General features: G+C 58.9%; 12 protein-coding genes and 1 pseudogene. 8 read left to right on the top strand and 5 right to left on the bottom strand.

Annotated features, from left to right (window positions below):
* Positions 1-477: 477 nt before the first annotated feature.
* The gene (locus CXY83_RS17510; RefSeq protein ID WP_158251774.1) at positions 478-654 is read left to right on the top strand and encodes a hypothetical protein; all 177 of its coding nucleotides are present in this window, start codon (positions 478-480) and stop codon (positions 652-654) included.
* Positions 655-971: 317 nt separating this feature from the next.
* The gene (locus tag CXY83_RS00455) at positions 972-2,750 is read left to right on the top strand and encodes a molybdopterin-dependent oxidoreductase (RefSeq protein ID WP_199184838.1); all 1,779 of its coding nucleotides are present in this window, start codon (positions 972-974) and stop codon (positions 2,748-2,750) included.
* 39 nt (positions 2,751-2,789) lie between these two features.
* Here the strand turns inward: CXY83_RS00455 and CXY83_RS00460 are convergent, their stop codons facing one another.
* From CXY83_RS00460 to CXY83_RS00470, 3 genes are all read right to left on the bottom strand, one after another.
* A complete protein-coding gene (locus tag CXY83_RS00460; protein ID WP_104195475.1) occupies positions 2,790-3,290 on the bottom strand; it encodes a hypothetical protein in 501 nt (166 codons plus the stop codon).
* A 293-nt stretch (positions 3,291-3,583) separates the two neighbouring features.
* Positions 3,584-4,039 carry a DDE-type integrase/transposase/recombinase gene (locus tag CXY83_RS00465; protein ID WP_104195476.1) on the bottom strand — a complete coding sequence of 152 codons (456 nt, stop codon included), beginning with the start codon at positions 4,037-4,039 and terminating at the stop codon, positions 3,584-3,586.
* Positions 4,040-4,223: 184 nt separating this feature from the next.
* On the bottom strand, positions 4,224-4,538 hold the full coding sequence (locus tag CXY83_RS00470; RefSeq protein ID WP_158251775.1) for a transposase: 315 nt from the start codon (positions 4,536-4,538) through the stop codon (positions 4,224-4,226).
* Between the two features lie 767 nt (positions 4,539-5,305).
* Here CXY83_RS00470 and CXY83_RS00475 point away from each other — a divergent pair.
* Together CXY83_RS00475 and CXY83_RS00480 are read left to right on the top strand one after the other, a co-directional pair.
* Complete coding sequence (locus tag CXY83_RS00475; protein WP_104195478.1) at positions 5,306-5,551, top strand: hypothetical protein; 246 nt, start codon at positions 5,306-5,308, stop codon at positions 5,549-5,551.
* A gap of 889 nt (positions 5,552-6,440) precedes the next feature.
* Positions 6,441-7,615: pseudogene (locus CXY83_RS00480) on the top strand (IS30 family transposase).
* A 1,206-nt stretch (positions 7,616-8,821) separates the two neighbouring features.
* Here the strand turns inward: CXY83_RS00480 and CXY83_RS00485 are convergent.
* The gene (locus CXY83_RS00485; protein WP_158251776.1) at positions 8,822-9,613 is read right to left on the bottom strand and encodes a GntR family transcriptional regulator; all 792 of its coding nucleotides are present in this window, start codon (positions 9,611-9,613) and stop codon (positions 8,822-8,824) included.
* A 149-nt stretch (positions 9,614-9,762) separates the two neighbouring features.
* On the opposite strand from CXY83_RS00485, the gene deoD reads away from it, so the two are divergent.
* From deoD to CXY83_RS00500, 3 genes are all read left to right on the top strand, one after another.
* A complete protein-coding gene (gene deoD / locus CXY83_RS00490) occupies positions 9,763-10,473 on the top strand; it encodes a purine-nucleoside phosphorylase (RefSeq protein WP_104195481.1) in 711 nt (236 codons plus the stop codon).
* Positions 10,473-11,876 (top strand): MFS transporter, encoded by a 1,404-nt coding sequence (locus CXY83_RS00495; RefSeq protein ID WP_104195482.1) that lies wholly within the window; start codon positions 10,473-10,475, stop codon positions 11,874-11,876. The genes deoD and CXY83_RS00495 overlap by 1 nt, the downstream gene beginning before the upstream one ends.
* Positions 11,877-12,028: 152 nt before the next feature.
* Positions 12,029-12,772 carry an IS30 family transposase gene (locus tag CXY83_RS00500; protein WP_146069785.1) on the top strand — a complete coding sequence of 248 codons (744 nt, stop codon included), beginning with the start codon at positions 12,029-12,031 and terminating at the stop codon, positions 12,770-12,772.
* On the opposite strand, the gene CXY83_RS00505 is transcribed toward CXY83_RS00500, so the two are convergent.
* Positions 12,730-13,935: an IS110 family transposase gene (locus CXY83_RS00505; RefSeq protein ID WP_104195484.1), complete on the bottom strand. Its 1,206-nt coding sequence runs from the start codon at positions 13,933-13,935 to the stop codon at positions 12,730-12,732. The two genes, CXY83_RS00500 and CXY83_RS00505, sit on opposite strands and share 43 nt — an antisense overlap.
* A gap of 184 nt (positions 13,936-14,119) precedes the next feature.
* On the opposite strand from CXY83_RS00505, the gene CXY83_RS17245 reads away from it, so the two are divergent.
* Positions 14,120-14,467 carry an IS30 family transposase gene (locus CXY83_RS17245; RefSeq protein WP_146069786.1) on the top strand — a complete coding sequence of 116 codons (348 nt, stop codon included), beginning with the start codon at positions 14,120-14,122 and terminating at the stop codon, positions 14,465-14,467.
* The last annotated feature ends 40 nt before the right edge of the window (positions 14,468-14,507 follow it).

Raw genomic sequence — 14,507 nt, forward strand, 5'->3', positions numbered from 1 at the left:
GCCTCCTCACCAACAACCCGGACAAGGTCGACCAGCTCACCGCGCACGGGATCACCGTCCTCGAGCGCGTATCACTTACAGTAGGTGCCCATCCGGCCAACTCCGAATATCTACGCACCAAACGTGATCGCATGGGACATCTCCTTCAACACGCCCTCTGATCCCGATATACGAAACCCCGCCGGGCACACTCTCAACTGACCTGGCCGTGACCGCGCAATCATCGTTTGTCCACCCGGATGCTAGGGAGTGCCTCGAGGCGAAGCGAGCTGACGATGGTGGGTGGCGCGGAGATGTGCAGACCTGACGCTGCTGGCAGACCAACTTACGGCTCGTGATGGTCGGGTCGTTGCACACCGAAATTCGAGCACTTGAGCTGACGCAACGCTCGAAGCGCTCGGCAAGGTATCAGAGGCACTTAAGATCGTGGAGTTGCCTAGGAATTCGTCTATGGATTCCCTTACCTGATATACCGGGGTGAGTAACAGCTCGGTGCTGCGCAACCTCGAGCTCACCGTCATGATGCCGCTGCGCGTTCTTTGGCGTGATCGTCACGATGTCGGTCTGGCCTTGACAACGGCCGAGGTCCTCACTGGGCTGGAAAAAGCCTTTGCAGGCTATGAGGAAGAGACCGGAGACGCTTGGCGTCGATAGTAAGTCAGTTCAGGCCGGGATGAAGCCATTCCGCCCGGTCGTGGATGGACGTTAGTTCAGCAGAGCGAAGGGGGCGCACCCGTGGGTGCGGCCCCTTCCGCAACATGTGGGATCGATCTCAGTTCGCAGGGGTGGTGGAGGCCGGTCAGTCTTATTTAGCTTCGGTATAAAGCTAGCTTCGACGGTGATCGACTCCTATATAGCCGGATATCGGCAGAGTTTGGCCGCTTCCGTGTCCATGTCGGGGACAATCATCGACGTGCGGGCAGATCCCGTCAATCTGGTGCTGGCAGTTTAGCGGTTGCTAAGCTCACGACATGACGCCCGGACTGGAAGAGCAGAATGTTCCCGCCCCCGATCGTGGGCCGGGGGGGATGCGAAGCTTCCGTTCGCAGCTTGACAGCACGCACTACACCGCGGTCGACGAACACTGGGCAGGCGGTCTCCCAGCCCAGTACGGTGTCGCTCCGCGGGTGCGAATTGGTAAGAGCAAGTGGTTCAACCTGTTGTGGTTGATTCCGATCGGCTTGGTGCTCTTGGTCATCGGCATCGCGGTAGCGAAGGGGATACGCGAGCTCCCTGCCGTGCAGGATTTCATTCAGCAGTATCCTGGCGAGTCTGAGCTTCCGGAGAACGCGCCGGTGGGTTTCCCTGCATGGCTGGGCTGGCAGCACTTCCTGAATGCTTTTCTGATGATCTTCATCATCCGCTCCGGCGTCACAATCATCGCCGATCACCCGCGTTTGTACTGGTCCAGACACTCCACACCGGGTAAAGACTGGTTGCGTATGCAGAAGCCGGTGCCGAGCGATCCGCTGTATACGTCGAAGCAGGAATCGATCACCTTGCCGGACGGCGTCGGCTTGCCAGGGCGTCGTCACTCCATCGGGCTCGCCCGCTGGTGGCACCTCGGCGTTGACACGTTGTGGTTACTCAACGGAATCGTGTTCTACGTTCTGATCTTCGTCACCGGCCAGTGGATGCGCTTGGTCCCCATGAGTTGGGACGTCATCCCGCATTCCATTTCGGTCGCAATCCAATATCTGTCGCTAGACTGGCCGACGGAAAACGGCTGGGTCAACTACAACGGTCTGCAACTGATCGCCTACTTCATCACCGTGTTCATCGCCGCTCCGGCCGCTCTCATCACCGGGCTCGGGATGTCACCGGCGTTGTCGACCAAATTCCGGACCATCAGTTCGGTCTTCAGTATCCAGGTCGCACGATCACTCCATTTCTTGGTGCTCGCCTGGTTCGTCATGTTCATCATCATCCACGTGACCCTCGTGCTGACCACCGGCGCCCTCCGCAACCTCAACCACATGTACGCGTCGCGGGACGACAGCTCCTGGGTCGGGTTTTTGATCTTCGCCGCCTCGATGGTGGTGATCATCATCGGCTGGGTGGCGGCGACACCGTTCACGTACCGGCATCCGCGTGTGGTGCAGAAGGTGGGGTATGCGCTGATCGGTCCCGCGCAGCGGTTGTTCGAGCACATCGATTCGAAGCCGGGTCAGTACACGGAGAAAGATATCTCTCCCTATTTCTGGCATAACGGTAAATACCCGGAATCGGAGGAGTACAAGAAGCTCCAAGCTGGCACCTTCACGGATTACAAGCTGCAAATCGGTGGGCTCGTTGATAATCCGGTGGAGTTGGACCTTGAGCAATTACGGGCGCTGTCACACCACGAGCAAATCACGCAGCACTTTTGCATTCAGGGCTGGTCGGGTGTCGCGAAGTGGGGCGGCGTCTCAATGCAGACCATTCTTGACATCGCGAAGCCGAAGCCGGAAGCGAAGTGGGTGATTTTTTACTCCTTTGAGGTCGGTCCTGATGGTGGGATTCACTACGACGCTCAACCGATCGAGCAGATGAGTTACAAACTGACCATGCTGGCCTATGACATGAATGATGAAACGCTGTCGTTCGGTCACGGTGCTCCGCTGCGGTTGCGCAACGAGGTGCAGCTCGGTTTCAAGCTGGTCAAGTGGATTAAGGGCATCGAATTCGTCGAAGACTTCTCCGAGGTCGGCGGTGGTCTGGGTGGGTACGACAACGACCATGAGTTCTTCGGCTATCGGCAATCCATCTGACATCCCACGCACTGACCGACAGGTTGAAACAACTTACGATTAGAAGTCGGCTAGCCACAGGTCGGGGCCGAAGACTTCGTATTGGATGTCTTTTGCGGGTATGCCGCGGGCGATTAGTGCGCTGCGGACGGATTGCATGAAGACCAGCGGCCCGCACAGGTAGTATTCGGCGTCCGTGGTCAGTTCGGTGGTGCTGACGTCTATGAATCCGGCGAGTTCGCCGTCGATAGTCTGCGTGGATTTCGTGGGTTCCACATACCAGGTGATCAGGGATGCGTCGGGCATTTTTTGCCAAGTCTGCCCTGATTTGGTTACGCAAGACAAAGGTGTTTGCTGAGTTGTCGGCGGGAGAAAAGCCACCTTTCGTTGGCTACCGGTCTTCACAAGGTGGGAGAGCATGCCCGCCATGGGCGTGACGCCGATTCCAGCGCTGGCGAGAACCACCGGCCGGTCGGTGAACTCCAGGACCACATCGCCGAACGGAGCACTCAGCACCATCTCATCACCGATTTGGCGGCTGCTGTGTAGCAGGTTGGACACCTCCCAGTCGGGGGTCTTCAGACCATGAATTGGCCTTGACCCCGGAGAGTGGACACGGGTTAAGCGGCGAGTTGGATCTCTGCGGCCTGGGACGAGTATTGCATCTCGAAGTCCATCGGGGTGACATGCCCGATCGAGGAGTGCCGCGGGCGGCGGTTGTAGCGGTCTTCGATCTACGCCGCGACGTCGCGGATCGCGCGCGCCCGGGTCGGCCAGATACGACGGTAGTAAAACTCTGTTTTCCAGGACGCGAAGAAACTCTCGGCCATGGCATTGTCCCAGCAGATCCCGGTTTATCCCATCGACCGGGTGATCCCGTGCTTGGCGGCGAAGAGAGTGATCTGCTCCGACGCGTACTGGGTACCATGATCCGAGTGAAAGATCACCGTCGCCGGTCGGTCTCCGCGCAGCACCATGGCCATCGTGAGGGCGTCCTGGATGAGGTCGGTGCGCATGTGGTCGGCGATGGCCCACCCGATGACGCGGCGGCTGTGGGCGTCGATGACGGTCGCCAAATACACCCACCCCTCCCAGGTCCTCAGGTAGGTGGTATCGCCCACCCAGACCTGGTTCAGTGCCCCGGTATTCCACTTCCGTTTCACCGCGTCGACCGGGTAAGCGTCAGCGTGATCGATGATCGTGGTCGTCTTCCATTTCTTCGGACAAATGCCCGCCAAACCCAGTCGTCGCATGGTCACGGCGACGGTCTTGCGAGAGATGATCTCCCCGTCCGCGCGGAGATCAGCCAAGATCCGCGGGGCCCATAGACCTCGTCGGAATCACCGTGGAAGAAGGTGACCTTCTGCTCGATAGGCACCCGCCGAATCGACGCCGGCGACGGCGGCCGGCCAACCCAGGCGTAGTAGCCCGACCGGGAAACTTCGAGGAGGCGGACCATGCGGGTGATGGTGAAGTTGGTCTTCTCCGCCAGTATCAGTTCGAACGCTTGCCGTTCGTATCCGACGCTTCCTGGGCGAAGAAGATGGACGCTTTTTTCAAGAACGTCCTGTCCATCTTTAGGTCCGCGTTCTCTTTCCGAAGCCGCAGCAGCTCGGCCCTTTCAGACTCCGTCACCTCGGTCTGCTCGGTCTCGTTGCGAGCCTTGAACGCGCTCACCCACCGGCCCAGTGTGGCCTCGTTAACACCGAGCTCGCGGGCGACGGTCGCGACTGCTCTGCCGGTCGTCAAAACCAGCTTCACGGCCTCGTCTTTGTACTCAGGAGTGAACTCCCGACGTGATCTTGCCATAGTGAACATTCTCTCTTGTGAGGTGTCCACTCAACGGGGTCAGGGCCAGTCATTCCCATCGTGCATTCGGCACGAGTAGGCTATGCCGCAGCGCCGCGAATGAAACCTGCCAAGTGGCGGCGAGATCAGCAATCACGTCCGCCAAGATGGTTTGCATAGCGTGAGTGCCTTGAGCGGGATCGCTGAGATCGCGAACGGTAAGACTGTCGCCCAGCTGAGGGCATGATGTACGTAATCATGAGTAGGTCCTTGTGTTGGAGAGGTGAGAAGGACAACCAACCCCTTGAAACGATCCGACGCTACAATCTAGGCGCGTGCGACTAAGCCCCGGGGACCGGTATCCGGTCGAGGGCTCATAAATCACAGCACAATGCGCATACCAACAGCAGAGGGACAATCCAGCAAAGACCAGTCGTTGCTGGGCCCTTGCCCCCTACGGTCCCGATCAACGTTCGGCTTCCAGGCGGTATCTTTATACCAGTTCTGAGGTGGAGAATGGATTTGTAGTGATCGCGTTCGTGCCCGTCTGGCGAACGCCAGGGTAGCTGAGGGATATCGGCGTCATCATCGGCGGTCTTTCTGAGCTCACGATCGATTTCTCAATCCCTATCATCGCCGTAGAAGAGGACCCATCGCACTGATCAGCTGTAACTTCGAGGATTACCGTGGCCCTTTCACACGCTGATGAACGTCCATGGCTAGACCGCTTAGTCGTTGACGGACTCAAACCCAAGGCTCGTGACATATCCGATGAAGAGAAGGTAATAATGACCGACGACAGCGGTACCCAAGACCAACCGATTCAAAACCAACACTCCCAACCGGATGACGCCAAGGCGGCAGGGATCCTGGTGCAGGAGGAATCTGACCTGGCGGGTCATGACGAAGCGCACGTTTTAAGCGCTCTACGTCAGCGCTTTACTGACATCGGAATGCACATCAGCGAAGACACCCTTCAAGATCATGCGCACCGCATCGCCACCCTCAAACCGAATGACTTCTCAAAAAAATAAACAAATATCCAAAGATGGCGATCAAAAGCACAAAGACATAAGCTACTGCCCGGCAAGCGAAGCCGAGACAGAAGCCAAGCAGACTCAATCCGTTCCATCAACGATCGATACGGACGCCGCGGACCACGTCAACGTCGCCGCAGGAACTGGATGATCCCGGAGATGTCGATGTAAATGTGGACTAAACGGACATCAACCTGCCTCCATCTGGTGACACCGAGCTACCAGACTGATCCCGCTCCCCCGGAGTGTTGTCAATAAGGCCGCATCAACGAACAGTCGCTGGCTCCCAAACCACTGACCTGGGCCGAAGGCCACGACCCCAGCTCGCGCGGTCGCACCACGCAGAGCTGGGACCCCGCGAGCATATGCCGCCTTCGGCGCCCACAGAGGGTTTCTTCTACGGAGCCGGGCAGAGCCGTCGATGGCTCGAACGAGCAGTACAGACGAGTTACGTGTGGTGCTCTTTGGCGGCCTGCTGTGATCTCTAGGCGACGCGTCGAACTAAGTCTGCGAGATGAGAGAGAGACCCAACGTCCTATATCCCACGGGATGTGCCTGTTTGCTTTACCAGTGTTAACACCGACTGAAAATAGGGCCATAAACGCCACTTGGGTTCTAGTGATCGTTGCAACACTCACTACTTCCCGGAGTTGCAACGACCATGACTACGACACCAATTGATCCGCCACTGAAGCATCCGTATCGAGCAGCGGAGAAGGCTTTGTTCTTGGCCGCTTTCGACCGTCTCGAGAGCGTTGGGGAAGCTGCCCGAGAGCTGGGCTTGCACCCGTTGGTGGGTTATCGATGGATGGTTGAGGCTGGCGTCAACCCTCGGCGACGTGGGCTTCAACGACGTGCTGAGTTTGACCGGCTCCGCGCCTCAGGAATGTCCCGTAGTGACGCCGCACGGCACGTCGGCGTGCACATTCGAACCGCCATTGACTGGGACAACGGGATGTGCAGGTCTAATGGGCTCCGCCTCGACCAAGATGGTCGCATCATGGGTTACAACAAGGATGTGACCACACTCAACAGCGCGACACGCGCCTGGCGGCCATCGACCAACAGCTCGATCCGCGCTACCTGTCGCTGACCGAGAGAGAACACATACGCGATCTCAAGGCCACGGGGGCATCGATCAGATTCATCGCCGGAGCCCTCCAGCGATCACCATCGACGATCAGCCGGGAACTGCGCCGGAACTGCTCGAACCCGGGCACCTACGAGCCCTACGCTGCACATCGCACCGCCGCCGGCCGGCGGCCCCGCCCCAAAGGCTCGAAGCTGAAGTACCGGGAGCCGCTGCGCGACTTCGTGATGGAGAAACTGCGCATTCACTGGTCACCGGAGCAGATCTGCCACGCTTTGGTCAAGGAACATCCAACCGATGAGGAGATGCGCGTGTCACCGGAGACGATCTACCAGGCGCTCTACGTGCAGGCTCGAGGTGGGCTAAAGAAGGAGGTGCAGGCGGCGCTGCGCACCGGGCGGGCACGACGTAAATCCCACAACACCGGTCAAGCCCGGCGAAACAGGTTCTCAGATCCGATGGTCATGATCTCCAACCGCCCTCCCGAGATCGAGGACCGCGCCGTACCGGGGCATTGGGAGGGCGATCTCATCACGGGGGCATTGAATGAGTCCACGATCGCGACGTTGGTTGAACGCACCACTCGCTACGTGATGCTCGTGCACCTGCCCGAGAATCACAGTGCCGAAGCCGTCCACGACGGCCTTGTGGCCACGATCAAGACCCTCCCGGCGCACTTGCGGGGGTCGCTGACCTGGGACCAAGGCTCAGAAATGGCCACCCATAAATCCTTCACGACGGCCACGGATATGCCGGTGTATTTCTGCGACCCCGCCAGCCCCTGGCAGCGTGGCTCGAACGAGAACACCAACGGGCTCCTACGGCAGTACTTCCCGAAAAGCACCGACCTCTCCGCCTATGGGCTGGCAGACCTCGAGCAGGTCGCCCAAGAGCTCAACGCGCGGCCGCGCAAAACCCTCGGCTGGGATACTCCTGCGGAGCGGTTTCGTGATCTACTAACCAATACTTGACCACCCGCATTGTTGCGACGACCACTTAAAACCGCTTGGCAGAAATGGCCCCATTTTTGGTTGGCGTTAACAACCAGACACAGAGCTTACCCAGCCGGCATCCAGCCCATACCCGTACTGTTCGGAGTGGAGTCCTCCCCCCTTCAAACGAATGAGTTCCGACAGGTACCTCACCTCGCCCTAGGCGCGACGTAGTCGAGGCTTTTTTGTAGCTATCACCGAACTCGTGGAAAACTCCCAGCCACCCAGGACTGTGCACGCTAAGCCCACCGCTGGCCTGCAATCGGCCTAGTCAACTCCGGGCTTAGTCCCCGATAGCAACTCGTTTGAATCGCTTTTGGATGGCGTTATTAGTGGCGTCGGTCATGGTGACGAGGGAGAGCCCACCGCTAATGCAGTGGGCTCTCGCCAATCCCGGACGCCGGCCAGGCCGCTACGTGTGAGATCGCGGCGAACTCGCCCAAATACTGCTGGTCTCTCCCAGCGCTCGCACTGATCGCCGTTGTCGGCTTCGGGCTGCCTGCCCTCGAAAAGTTTTTTTCGTCCGGATTGTTCTAGTCATAGGTGTTTGTGGACTTCACGTTCGACCGCGCTCCCCAGACCGACACCAACCTCAACCGCACCAGGGGCGGAACTATCGAACTACACGAATCTGCCCAATGTGAGCCCCCTAAACACGTAATTGGTTGGTCACACGACAGTTCAACCACGAAGACTTACCTTAGTTGCGATGGGAATCCGTGCCCCTTGACACTGCGATTGCGGCCAGGACGAGGTGGTGACTCACTAATGTGTCGGGAGGTTCCGGGGCAACTTGCGGGCGCTGATAGGCGCCGCGCGTGGGAGGCCGTCAACCTCGAACGACGCCAGTTCTCGCCCTGGGTGGTAAAGCATATTTGTCCAAGGCGAACCGATTGATGCGCTGGAAACACGGTAATGAAACCATGATCTTGACGCGATCAGATCAAGTCAGCAACCGCAAAACGAGCAGTCACAACGGTCACCAACCGTCCTGGACCTGACAAAGACGCCTGCAAGCGCCACAACGTCATCGAATACTGTTTCGCCGTATGCAAGCATTAGCGCGGCATCACCACCCGCTGCGACAAGCTCACCCGAACCCACCGCGGTGGTGTTGTTCTCAGGACGATAACCATCTGGTCGAAGACAATGAGAGTCACGTCCCAGTTCCGCCGTTAAGCGCCACTAGTTCGGGTTGCGTTGCATTATCGACAGCGATCCGTGACCGGGTGCGACGACACACTTCGCGGCGTAGAGCGGCACTCCGCCATGCCCCGCTGTCTGAGTAAAGATGAGGACCGCCGCCGACGGCTTCACGTTCAACAGTTTCGCCCGCGTGGGGCCAGCATCGGTTGCAACGATCTGGCACACGCCGTTTGTGAAGACGTGGCCGTTGGCCTGCATGGATGCGAGGAGCGTCCGTGGCTCGGCAGCGATCTCCAAAAGCTCAGATGCGATTCGGGCGCTCACATCACTGAGGTAGCGCCCAGCAGGGAGATGCTCTTGAACAGTCGCAATGGGAAGGCCGTTTTGCAGCAAGAGGCTCTCGCGGATCCAAGCGTTAGCAGTCGGGTCCAGCGCGAGCCGTTTGGACACGAAGTCTGTTACCTTCTCCAACTCGAAGCGCAACGGTTGCACAGTCATTGTCATGGTCGGGTCCGCTAAGACAACCTCAAATGAACGCATCTGCTCCAGCCCGCCGTGCGGGAGAGCATCCGTGACAAAGCGCCCAACTCCGCGCCGGGTGACCAGCAACCCGTCTTCTTCGAGTAGCATCAGCGCCTCGCGTACGGGCGTGCGGCTGACGCCGAGCATTGCCGAGAGCTCTGTTTCTCTCGGCAACATCTCACCGAGCCGGAATGCACCAGAGCGGATCCCCTCAGCAAGCCGCGTATAAATGGCGACTCGAATCGGGTGGCCGACTGCAAGGTGGAGTCGCCGTTGCAAGAACGGGTGGGGTTCTAAACGGGTCGTCACGAGACCTCCTTGCTGCCCCGACAGTACCATATATGACATGTTACTCAAGAGGTATAACCTCATACTGTAACCCAGACAAAGGAGTCCACGTGAGTTCAACAAGCGTTAAGTCCGAATCACCGTCAACGGCGAAGGAGCCGTTCCCCATTATGGCCACGGTCAGCACGCCGCACATTGATCCGAAAGGGGTGGACATTGCTGAGACAATCCTCCTTCCTGGAGATCCACTGCGAGCGAAATTCATCGCCGAGACCTACTTCGACGACATCCGGTGCTTCAACGTGATTCGTAACATGTTGGGCTTTACGGGCACTTACCGGGGGCGTCCTGTGTCTGCAATGGGCACGGGTATGGGTATTCCCTCCATGTCGCTCTACAGCTATGAGCTGATCCATTTCTTCGGGGTTAAGAACCTGATCCGGGTGGGCACCTGCGGCGCCATGCAGGAGAACCTGAACCTCTACGATGTGGTCATCGCCCAAGGCGCGTCGACCGACTCCAACTACCTGCATCAGTTCAACCTGCCCGGCTTCTGGGCGCCGCTGTCGTCGTACCGGCTAATCGAGCAGGCCAAGCGGAGCGCCGACAAGCGCGGCCAACGTACTCACGTCGGCAACATACTCTCGTCGGACCTGTTCTACGGCGCCGATCCCGACGCCATGACCAAGTGGATGAAGATGGGCGTCCTTGCCGTAGAGATGGAGTCGGCTGGGCTGTTTGCCAACGCCGCGGCCGCGGGCGTCGATGCGCTTGGCATCTTCACCGTCAGCGACGATCTCGTCACCAATGCCAAGACCACCCCTGCGGAACGGCAAACCGCCTTCACTGCGATGATCGAGATCGCGTTGGAATTGGTCTGATGGGCACGGCGCCCAACGCTACGGGTCCGTTCCAGGTTTTCAAACCAACCCGAGCTGTACCTATTCTGCTGTCCCTCTTCGTCTTCTCGCTGGTACTGGACAATGGCTTCAAGTTCCTGTCGCCGGCGTTAGCGAAAGATCTCAACCTTCCCGTCGACACCGTCAGTCTGCAAGCCACCCTGGCCGGCATCCTGATTGGTATCGGTGCCGTAGTTTACGCCGCACTAGCCGACTCGATCAGCATCCGGAAACTCATCATCTTCGCGATCATCGTGATGACGGCAGGTTCGATCGTCGGGTTCATCTTCCAGACTAATTTTTGGCTGATCTTGGTCGGCCGCCTGATTCAGACCGCCGGTTTGGCGGCCGCCGAGACCCTATACGTGATTTATGTCACCAAACACTTCAGGGGCGACGAGCAGAAGAAGTACTTGGGTTTCAGCACCGCAGCCTTCCAATTGTCGCTGCTGATCGGCACCGTCGGCAGCGGCTTCATCGCCACATACATCGGTTGGGCAGCGTTCTTTTTACTCACGTTACTTTCCCTATTGGCCATCCCAGTCGTGCTGCGTACGGTTCCCGTGGAGACGGCGAACGACAGCTACGTGGATGCGTTCGGGCTCTTCCTGATCGCAGTCTTCGCCACCGGCATCATCTTGTTCATGCAGAACTTCAACTTGTGGTATTCGCTGCCGGTCTTGGCGGGGCTGATCCTCTTCGTCTGGCACATCCGAACCCACGACAACGCCGTGATCACCATCGCGTTCTTCGCCAACGCCCAATACTCGCTGATGATAATCGTGGTGTTCGTCATCTATTCGGTCCAGCTGGGCTACACCTTCATGTTCCCGTTCCTCGTCTCCGACATGTACGGCTATAACCTCGACGAGGTCTCCCTGCTGCTGATCCCCGGCTACATCGCGGCCGTGATAGTTGGCTCGGCCACCGGCAAGATCGCCCGGTTCCTCACATCCAAGCAGGCCATCACCATCGCGTTGGTCGGGATCATCGTCTCGATGCTGCTCCCGGCACTGTTGGTGGACGCGTGGATCGGGATCTTCGTGATCTCGATGATCTTGTTCGGGATGGGCTTTGCGTTGATGTACGGTCCACTCGTCTCGACCGCCATCATGCGGGTACCGGTTGAGAATGCGGGTATCGCCATCGGCTTCTACAACCTCACCATCAACATCGCCGTACCAATCGGCATCGCCTACACCGCAACCCTGATGAAGCTAAAACCCAACCTGCTAGATGGCATCACCGGCGCCGACCAAGCGTCCTCCTACGGATCAGTGTTGTTAATTCTCTCGGCAGTCGCTACCTTCAGTCTGGTGCTCTACCGAGTCTTCGTCGTGATCCTGAAGCGCCAGAGCACCGAGAAGCAGAACACTTCGAGATAGTGAAGAGATTGATTCCGCTCGCCATCGTGCCGAGCCAATCTCACGTCAGAAGCCAGGGTCTCCGTTCAACATGCTTCGAAACGTCAGACGGTTTCAAGGGGTCGTAGCAACACCGTTTGAGTGAGGTGTTGTCAGTGGCGTCGAGATTGGTCATGAAGGTTCGCGAGAACTTGTTCTGGGATCGGGTTCGGGAAGGCATGTCGGCGGCGGCCGCGTGTGAATCTATAGGAATGGGTCGCAAACAGGGATATCGATGGATAAAAGCTGCTGGCGGACGGATACCCGTTGCGACGGTTGCGTCTTCGGGACGCTTTCTGGGTCAAGAGGAACGTCTGCGCATCGCGGATCTGAGGTTGGGTGGTGCGGGTGTGAGGGCGATCGCGCGGGATCTGGGTCGTGCCGCGTCGACGATCAGTCGGGAGTTGCGCCGGAACGCGCACCCGGCATCGCGCAGCTATCGGCCCTATGCCGCACAGAAACGCAGTGAGATCAGAGCATGCCGGCCCAAACCCGGCAAGCTCGATGACCGGCAGCTTGCCGCTGTCGTTGAGGAACGCTTGCGGAAGAACTGGAGTGCGCAGCAGATCAGTGACGACCTCGCAGTCGTGTTCGCCGGCCAGGACGAACTGCAGGTATCCCACGAGACGATCTATCAAAGCCTCTACGTGCACAGCCGCGGTTACGTCGGAGTCCGCCTGCACCGGCACCTACGACGAGGGCGATCAGCTCGAAAATCGCGAGCTGCACATCTCACTGCTCCGGGTCGAATTCGCGACAAGGTGCTGTTGAGCAAACGGCCCGCCGAGGCCAACGACCGAGTGATTCCCGGGCATTGGGAATCTCAATGTCTTTGTCAAGCGGTTTTGAGCATCGGGATCTCGGCTGGTTCTTGGTAGAGGGTGTGGTCGCGGAGCATTGCCCAGAGGACGTTGATGCGTCGCCGGGCGAGAGCGAGCAGCGCCTGTTTGTGGTTTTTCCCTTCGCGGCGCTTTCGGTCGTAGTAAGCCCTGGAGGCGGGGCTGTTCTTTAAGCTTGATAGTGCTGCGAGATAGCAAGTTCGTAACAGCCGCCGGTTGAATCGGCGGGGCCGGTGGTGGTTGCCGCTGATGCGACCGGAGTCTCTGGGGGCTGGTGCGACGCCTGCGACGCTGGCAAGTCGATCGGCGTTCTCAAAATTACGGAGGTCTCCACCGATGTTTGCGAGGAAGGTTGCGGCGAGTATGGGGCCGAAGCCGGGCATGCTCTGCAGGATCTCGGCGTTCTCGTGCTCGTTGTACCGGGCGGTGATGGTTTTGTCGAGTTCCACCAGCTCCGCGTCGATCGCGGTGATCACGGCGGCCAGGCGCGACACGAGGGTGGCGGCGATAATCTCGGTGCGCAACGTCGTTTCTTGCTCACGCGCGGCGTCGATTGCTTTCTGGGCGACGGTGGCGCTGTTGCGGCAGCCGCGGGCTTTCAACCAGGCCGCCAGACGCGTCACTCCCATCCGGCGAAGCGCTCCGGGCCTCTGGTAGGTCGATAAGAGCGTGAGAGCGGCTTTGCTTTTGGAGTAGTCGAACGCGCGCTCCAGCGCGGGGAAGTACTCCAGCATGGTCGCGCGGAGCCGATTGATTGCGCGCACCCTATCGTGGATGATGTCCAGGCGTCGAGCGGTCAGGAGTTTCAGGTCAACGCTGATCTGATCACCATCGCGAACGGGTTGGAGGTCGGTACGCATCCGTGCCTGGTCGGCGATGATTCGAGCATCTTTCGCGTCTGTCTTGCCGTCACCGCGGTAGGTCGCAGCCGCGTGGTGAATGATTCTGCCCGGGATGTAGAGCAGCTGCTGGCCGTGATCGACCAGCAGGGAAATCAGGAGAGCTGCGCCGCCTGAGTTCAGATCCGTCGCCCATACGACCTCGTGTCCATCGGCAATTTCGGTGACCGTGGCGATGATCTCGAGCAGCACGGTCTCGTCGTTATCTATCCGTTGGGAGAGAAGTATCTCGCCGGTCTGGTCGATCACGACGCAGTGATGCGCCCGCTTTCCTGAATCGATTCCCGCCCATACTGCTGGCATCTGAAGGTTCCTTCCGTCTCGTTGATAGCAGTTTCCCTGTCGATAACCACGCCGGCACGTCCTTACCTAGCGATCAATGTCGCAATTCTCAATCAGCGGTCCAGTCATCTGCGGGCAGCGGGCGGCCATTCCTAGTGAGCCGTTTATGCGGCAAGGCGATCTCAGCCATACCCACCACCCGAGGGTGATCGACACACTACGACAGTCTCGAAATCACCCACCACAACAACGTAAGGAAGGGGATCTCATCGTTGGCTCGGCGTCAGGATCCGCGATCGCGACCCTCGTTGAACGCACGACCCGATTCCCCGTCTTGGTGCACCTGCCGAACGGCCATAGCGCCACGGCGCTCCACGACGCGCTCATCGGCGCCCTCGACCTCATGCCCGTGATCCTGCGGCGGTCATTGACCTGGGATCAGGGAACCGAACTGGCGCGGCACGTTGAGATCACGAAAGCGATGGGCGTTCCCATCTTCTTCTGCGATCCGCTGTTAACGCCGACCGAAAATAGGGCCATTTCTGCCAACTGAAAACAGGACCACTTTCGTGTGGTTCTAGTGTGTCGTAGTT

Origin of the sequence: Cryobacterium sp. M15, assembly GCF_002929675.1 — a bacterium.
Classification (GTDB): domain Bacteria; phylum Actinomycetota; class Actinomycetes; order Actinomycetales; family Microbacteriaceae; genus Cryobacterium; species Cryobacterium lyxosi.

Bases quoted from the DNA above. Each gene is read 5' to 3' on its own strand.
- CXY83_RS00470 (WP_158251775.1), bottom strand. From the start codon at position 4,538: ATGGCAAGATCACGTCGGGAGTTCACTCCTGAGTACAAAGACGAGGCC.
- CXY83_RS00505 (WP_104195484.1), bottom strand. From the start codon at position 13,935: ATGCCAGCAGTATGGGCGGGAATCGATTCAGGAAAGCGGGCGCATCAC.
- CXY83_RS00455 (WP_199184838.1), top strand. From the start codon at position 972: ATGACGCCCGGACTGGAAGAGCAGAATGTTCCCGCCCCCGATCGTGGG.
- CXY83_RS00500 (WP_146069785.1), top strand. From the start codon at position 12,029: ATGAAGGTTCGCGAGAACTTGTTCTGGGATCGGGTTCGGGAAGGCATG.
- CXY83_RS00495 (WP_104195482.1), top strand. From the start codon at position 10,473: ATGGGCACGGCGCCCAACGCTACGGGTCCGTTCCAGGTTTTCAAACCA.
- deoD (WP_104195481.1), top strand. From the start codon at position 9,763: ATGGCCACGGTCAGCACGCCGCACATTGATCCGAAAGGGGTGGACATT.
- CXY83_RS00475 (WP_104195478.1), top strand. From the start codon at position 5,306: ATGACCGACGACAGCGGTACCCAAGACCAACCGATTCAAAACCAACAC.